Consider the following 6,359-nt stretch of genomic DNA (forward strand, 5'->3'; position numbering starts at 1 on the left):
GCATAACGAGTACCCGACAACAGGAGATATACGATGACCAAGCAACCCAAATGACGCAGGGCTTGGGTCTATCGGGAGATCCCTTTCAACAAAGATGGTTTGACAGGTTCACCGTCAATACGGAGATGCTGAGACTGAAATTTGTGAGATTCTCCAAAGCCCAACCCTGTCGCGTAAATATCGAGAATGCTCGACTAATAGCCGCAGCGCCGGAGCTGTTCGGCGCCGCGCAGCTGGCTCTTCAAATAGCTGAACACACAATCCGCAGCGAGTTTGAGGGCCCGTCAAATTCACCAACTTTCAATGCGATGATGGCCGAGCTCGATCCGGTTCGTTCCGTCCTTTCCAAAGCACGGGGAGAAACACAATGAGAGTTCGCGATACCCTTTTCACCGGCTCCATGGTTATCGGACTTCTGGAGGACAGAAAGACACAAACGCGAAAGGTGATGAACAAGCTCTTGCGGTTCGGCCCTATCACAGAGTTCGGCCCCTCGGACACGCGTGGTTATGACTGGCATTTCCGCGACAGGGAAATGCGCTGGCATGATCTCCGACATGACGAGCTGCTCAAGGTGCTACCCTATCAGGTTGGCGACCTCCGCTACGTCCGAGAAGCTTGGAAGACCTTTGTCAGCCTAGACAAGGTGAAGCCAAGCGAACTGCTGAACGATAACCGTGGCGCGGGGATTCAGTGTCTCGCAGACAATGCAGAGCTTTCTCTCTCAGAGAACCACGAACGGCGAACGTCACGAAAGGCTGAAGCAGCACCCACAAGAAGGGGGCAGTTGCTGTACGCAACTAGAACTAAGCAAAATTAACAGTAGCTCTCTGTTTGATTGGTTATATTTCCGTAAATAAATAATTAAATTAGTGTAAATTAAATAACGAAAAATTGTAATATATTCCAATTTTTTTATTTTTATTCCAAGTTTTCACGACGTTTTCACACAACACATCTCGTGCGCACCGACCATCATTACTCGAGTAATTCGGACTGATGCGGCTTTATACAGTTTTAAATGCAGAAAGTGTTCTTACCTATGACAAAGAATTACGCTTTTGGATTGGAAATGAATGATATTGATCTGATGGTAATCGATAAAAATCGGTTCACTCTCAGTTTGGTTCGTTCGTGCGCTTTCTATTGCGGAATCGGCAGAATTCGCATTTTTGACAATGTCGATGAAGCCTTGGAAGCAATGTTGGTCGATACCCCTAATATCGTTCTTTCTGAATGGGAACTTGATTCTATGAGTGGCTGCAAATTGTTACGGTTAGTGAGACATCAAAGCATGAGGCCATTGTGTTTTGTTCCTTTCGGTCTGATCACGCCACATCCAACGCGACCATTGGTTCAGCATGCGCACAATTCCGGTGCCCATTTCGTATTGTCCAAACCCATTTCTCCTTTAGCCTTGTCAAAACGTCTTAAATGGCTTGCCAAAGATGAACAGGAGTTCATGTTTGATGCGGCGGGAAATTGCTTGATCAAGGGGCGTCGCCCGATTCAGAGAGATCAATCCACAAAACTCTCAGCCGTTCAGCGAATTCAATTGCGAAAGGCAGTTTCGTCCAAGAAGAATTCAGAAGTTCACAAGGTGATTGACGATCTGTTCAATGCTCCACAAAACGCCAATAACCCTAAGAGCAAAGCGGCGGTCGACATAGCAACTCGCGATCTGGTAAATAAAGCGCAGGAATGGAAAGCTCGTTCTTCGAACCACCACTTGAACCAAAGGGCTACGAACGCCAAATCCGCATGAGTGAGAGATAGTTTTTCATACCGGAATTTCTAGCCTAACCACAAACCTGCTTAGGTTAGGCAGCTTGGACGCCGCTCTATTAGAGAAGTATGCTTACACTGCGCCACCAATTTAGATTTAGCTAGTAAATTCCTATGCGAAAAACGCCACATTTCAACCGTTTGCAAATACCCTTTGATGTAATTAGCGCTTTGAAAGGTGTTTATCATGGTTTGGTTATTATCGGTTTTATTTATTGTTGCTATTTGGCTTGCCACAGCTGCCTCAATTCGGTTGCACAGGTCCGATTCCTACGAACAATCTCAAAAACGCCTTCAGTTTTTGTTAATTTGTTGCCTACCCATATTTGGCGCCGCTCTGGTTCTGCATGTGATAAATTCAGACGATGCGGGCCGTTCTTCCAACTCTTCCGAAGTTAATACCGGAAATGCAATTTCTGCTTGGGCGCTTTCATTTATGCTCCTCGACTTCACACATCTCATTTCCGATGCTAGCGAAACGCAAACTGAGGGCTCCTTTGGAGACGCCGACAAAATCGATTTTTAATTCGAGATTTCTGCATCGAACTTCTGACCGGGATTTGCTGTGTGCTGCTGTTGCGAGCCACAACTGTGGTGAAGCCTAGGTATTTCTTGGACAGTTTTTTCAAGTCAAATTCATACTGTACGGCGTCCTGCAGCTCACACTTTCCATAGACCGCATTAATTTGGGCGTAAAATAATGGAACAAGAGCAACTAATCAGTGCCCCATAATGTCTATCGGGCATTGATCAGCCCCACCTGAGTGGTCCGTTTTGATTGTTAGTGCATGACTGGGCTTTGGTCCATCCGGACGATGGTTTCTGGTGCCGGTGGTCGGTAGCCCAAGGCGCTGTGTGGGCGTTTGGTATTGTAATGTTTCCTCCATTGTTCAATCAGGATTTGTGCTTCCTTTAAGCTGTAGAAGATTTCACCATTGAGTAGCTCATCTCGGAGGCGGGCGTTGAAGCTCTCGCAGTATCCGTTCTCCCATGGCGAACCTGGTTCGATGTACGCGGTCTTTGCACCCACAGCGTTGATCCAGTCCCTGACTGCCTGAGCAATGAACTCCGGCCCATTGTCTGATCTGATGTAGGCTGGAACACCTCGCAGGATGAAGAGATCCGTTAGCACATCAATCACGTCGGTGGAGTTCAGATTTCGCTTCACCCGGATTGCCAGGCACTCTCGGGAATACTCGTCCAGGATGTTCAGTGTCCGGAACGCTTTTCCTTCATTGGTTCGGCAGTGCACGAAGTCATAGCTCCAGACATGATTGGGATACTCTGGCCGCAGCCGGACACATGATCCGTCGTTCAGCCAGAGCCGCCCTATCTTCGGTTGTTTCATTGGCACTTTCAGCCCCTCTCGTCGCCACAGCCGCTCAACACGCTTGTCATTCACATGCCAACCAGCATCTCTGAGCAGAGCTGCAATACGCCTGTAACCGTAACGGCCAAACTCACGGGCGAGTGCGATCATATCCGCCACAAGACGTTCTTCGTCAGCACGCCCTGCTGGAGGTTTCCTCTGCGTAGACCGGTGCTGACCCAGAACACGACAGGTTCGGCGCTCTGACACGCCGAGATGCTGACGAATGTGATTGATGCAGGCTCGACGACGGGCGGGGCTCAGAAGTTTCCCTTTGCGGCCTCCGACAAGATCAACTTGTCCAGGGTCAGGTCAGACACTGCCTTGCGCAGCCGCTCGTTCTCTTTCTGAAGGCGTTTGAGTTCTTTCAGTTGGTCGGTTCCCATCCCACCATACTGCTTTCGCCACCGGTAATACGTCTGTTCGGTGATACGAACCTGCCGAATGGCATCAATGCGCGGCATGCCTTGGCCGACAAGGACTTCAACCTGCCGCAACTTCGAGACAATTTCTTCTGGCTTGTGACGTTTCGTAGCCATGTTGATCCTCCGTTTTCCTAAACATAACGATGGACCACTTCAAAGGGGGAGGATCAAGTGGATGGGACACAAGTCTCAGGAAGGCTCCAGCACAGGGGAGTATTACGAGCGATTTGATCCGGAATTTCTTGAAGATGCGATGCTCGCCACAGACCTCGTGATACGAGAAATTGAGCAGCATTTAGCCAAACGCTCTCTTAGTGCTCCAGCGACTGAAACAGGAACAAATAACGTAGTCCACGGCCGATTTGGCGCATGATTGCAGCCACTTTGCAGCCACGTCTGAAACCCGAACCATCTTTTGTTCTGAGTTTCCATCTAACTAAGTCATTGAAAATAAGTGGTCGGGGCAGCAAGATTCGAACTTGCGACCCTCTGGTCCCAAACCATATGTAAGACCTAACTATTTGGATAAATTGGCGAAAATTCGCAGAAATTAGATGGTTCTCATTAGGAGAACCTATCATGAACTCAAAACTCGCACTGCCGCGCCACTGCCGGATGGCAGCTTCCATGTACAAAATGTGGGGTAGCGCGCCATGACCACCCCACCCACAACATTCCCGTTGTCATGGCCCGAAACTCTCCCACGCACGGCCAAGCCCACAGCCTCTCGATTCAATACGAATCTGAACAAGGCAATGAGCAACGTGAAGAATGCCCTCAGACTGTTCAGTGAGGACAGCTCCAAGCGCGTATCGAATGTTGTCATTTCTTCAAACGTCACACTCGGCGCCCGCAACCCCGAAGACCCAGGTGTAGCGATTTGGTTTCAGTGGGATGGCTTGTCTGTCTGCATCGCTGTCGATCGGTACTGCGACGTTCAGGACAACGTACAGGCGATCTACCACATCATCGAAGCCCGTCGCACTGAACTACGCCACGGTGGCCTGAATATCGTCCGTGCATCCTTCGCCGGCTTCAGGGCCCTTCCCTCCAGCGGTACAAAAGTACACTGGCGTATGGCGCTGAACATCGGCCCAGGAACCACCCCCGACAAGTCGATCATTGAAGAAGCATATCGACAGCTCGCCAAGAAACATCATCCAGATGCCGGCGGTTCCGATGAGCGTATGGCCGAATTGAACCGGGCCCGTACCGAAGCATTGGAGGCGGTCAATGGCTGAGAACAGCAACATCGAATGGTGCCACCACACTTATAATCCATGGATTGGCTGTACCAAGGTCAGTCCCGCCTGTGACCACTGCTATGCAGAGACGCAGAACAATCACCGAAAATGGGCGGAAGGTTGGGGGCCGCATGCTGCGCGGAAACGGACGAAGACCCGCTCCAATCTGAGGATATGGGACAAAAAGGCCAAAGAACTCGGCGTTCGGTACCGTGTCTTCTGTGCCAGCCTTGCGGACATTGGTGACAACCACAGATCAATTGATCCGATTTGGCGCCGTCAACTGGTTGGGGATATTCGACAGTACACCAATCTGGATATCCTGCTGCTAACCAAGCGCCCTCAGAACATCCCGACCCTGTACCCGGACCTTATGGAGGATTGGCCTTCGAATGCTTGGATCGGGACAACGGTTGAGAACCAGGTGGAAGCGGATCGGCGGATACCTCGTTTGTTGAAGCTTCCAGCACCCGTGCGTTTTGCGTCGGTTGAGCCCCTGCTTGGCCCTGTAGATTTAACTTCGCTTCCCTATGGGATGCCGATTGGCAATGCGCCAAGCTATCAGGACGCTTTGCGCGGCAAGATCTGGATGCAAGAGGGTTCTGTGACCTAGCCGACAGACAGCCGCGCTACGGTGAATGGCCGTACCTATGTCGACTTATGCGGCTATCTCTCATGGGTCATAGTCGGCGGTGAAACCGGCAAAGGTGGCAGACCGATGCACCCTGACTGGGTCCGGTCAATCCGGGACCAATGCGCCGCCGCTGGTGTTCCATTTTTGGTGAAGCAGTGGGGCGATTGGCTACCGTGGGAACCGGAATATGATCCCTGCTGGAAATCGCAAAACGGCAAGTCCGAAGACCAACACGTCCTATTCCCCTCCGACATAGATAACGATCCCAAATGGGACGATGGCCTTTCATTCATCAATGAAGGACAGGAACACGCCGTGTTTCAGAAGGTGGGAAAGAAGGTAGCAGGCCGCCTGCTCGATGGCGTTCTGCATAACGAGTACCCGACAACAGGAGATATACGATGACCAAGCAACCCAAATGGACGCAGGGGCCTTGGGTCTATCGGGAGATCCCTTTCAACAAAGATGGTTTGACAGGTTTCACCGTCAATACCGGAGATGCTGAGACTGAAATTTGTGAGATTTCTCCAAAGCCCAACCCTGTCGCCGTAAATATCGAGAATGCTCGACTAATAGCCGCAGCGCCGGAGCTGTTCGGCGCCGCGCAGCTGGCTCTTCAAATAGCTGAACACACAATCCGCAGCGAGTTTGATGGTCCGTCAAATTCACCAACACTCAATGCGATGATGGCCGAGCTTGATCCGGTTCGTGCTGCCCTTTCCAAAGCACGGGGAGAAGCACAATGAGAGTTCACGATACCCTCTTCACCGGCTCTATGGTCCGCGCCCTACTGGAAGGCAGGAAGACTCAGACACGACGGGTCTTGAAGGCCAGCGGCAGCAACCTGTTCGGTAAAGAACTCTACCCTCACTATGTCGATGGGGTTCGAATTGGTGATACAA

General features: G+C 50.8%; 8 protein-coding genes and 1 pseudogene. 8 read left to right on the forward strand and 1 reads right to left on the reverse strand.

Annotation, left to right across the window (positions count from 1 at the left end):
* The 4 genes from TRICHSKD4_RS31130 to TRICHSKD4_RS04750 form a co-directional block, all read left to right on the forward strand.
* A partial coding sequence (locus TRICHSKD4_RS31130; RefSeq protein WP_040616182.1) for a hypothetical protein occupies positions 1–371 on the forward strand: 371 nt, incomplete at its 5' end.
* Positions 368–820, forward strand: a complete 453-nt coding sequence (locus tag TRICHSKD4_RS04740; protein WP_009466305.1) for a hypothetical protein — start codon at positions 368–370, stop codon at positions 818–820. The genes TRICHSKD4_RS31130 and TRICHSKD4_RS04740, both read left to right, overlap by 4 nt.
* A 252-nt stretch (positions 821–1,072) precedes the next feature.
* A complete protein-coding gene (locus TRICHSKD4_RS04745) occupies positions 1,073–1,765 on the forward strand; it encodes a response regulator (protein ID WP_168156975.1) in 693 nt (230 codons plus the stop codon).
* A gap of 207 nt (positions 1,766–1,972) precedes the next feature.
* Positions 1,973–2,311 (forward strand): hypothetical protein, encoded by a 339-nt coding sequence (locus TRICHSKD4_RS04750; protein WP_040616183.1) that lies wholly within the window; start codon positions 1,973–1,975, stop codon positions 2,309–2,311.
* A gap of 255 nt (positions 2,312–2,566) precedes the next feature.
* Here TRICHSKD4_RS04750 and TRICHSKD4_RS29005 read toward each other — a convergent pair.
* Positions 2,567–3,693, reverse strand: a protein-coding gene (locus tag TRICHSKD4_RS29005) for an IS3 family transposase (RefSeq protein ID WP_085979603.1) whose coding sequence is annotated in 2 segments (ribosomal slippage) — positions 2,567–3,429 and positions 3,429–3,693 — 1,128 coding nt in all. Because the reading frame shifts where the segments join, the coding sequence is not laid out codon by codon here.
* A gap of 61 nt (positions 3,694–3,754) precedes the next feature.
* On the opposite strand from TRICHSKD4_RS29005, the gene TRICHSKD4_RS04765 reads away from it, so the two are divergent.
* The 4 genes and pseudogenes from TRICHSKD4_RS04765 (at position 3,755) to TRICHSKD4_RS04780 (ending at position 6,203) form a co-directional block, all read left to right on the forward strand.
* Positions 3,755–3,952, forward strand: a complete 198-nt coding sequence (locus TRICHSKD4_RS04765) for a hypothetical protein (RefSeq protein ID WP_009466310.1) — start codon at positions 3,755–3,757, stop codon at positions 3,950–3,952.
* Between the two features lie 382 nt (positions 3,953–4,334).
* The gene (locus TRICHSKD4_RS04770; protein ID WP_009466311.1) at positions 4,335–4,820 is read left to right on the forward strand and encodes a J domain-containing protein; all 486 of its coding nucleotides are present in this window, start codon (positions 4,335–4,337) and stop codon (positions 4,818–4,820) included.
* Positions 4,813–5,862, forward strand: a pseudogene (locus TRICHSKD4_RS31565) (phage Gp37/Gp68 family protein). Before TRICHSKD4_RS04770 ends, TRICHSKD4_RS31565 begins: the two are co-directional and overlap by 8 nt.
* On the forward strand, positions 5,859–6,203 hold the full coding sequence (locus tag TRICHSKD4_RS04780) for a hypothetical protein (RefSeq protein ID WP_009466314.1): 345 nt from the start codon (positions 5,859–5,861) through the stop codon (positions 6,201–6,203). Before TRICHSKD4_RS31565 ends, TRICHSKD4_RS04780 begins: the two are co-directional and overlap by 4 nt.
* Positions 6,204–6,359: the final 156 nt, after the last annotated feature.

This window comes from Roseibium sp. TrichSKD4 (assembly GCF_000148725.1).
Classification (GTDB): domain Bacteria; phylum Pseudomonadota; class Alphaproteobacteria; order Rhizobiales; family Stappiaceae; genus Roseibium.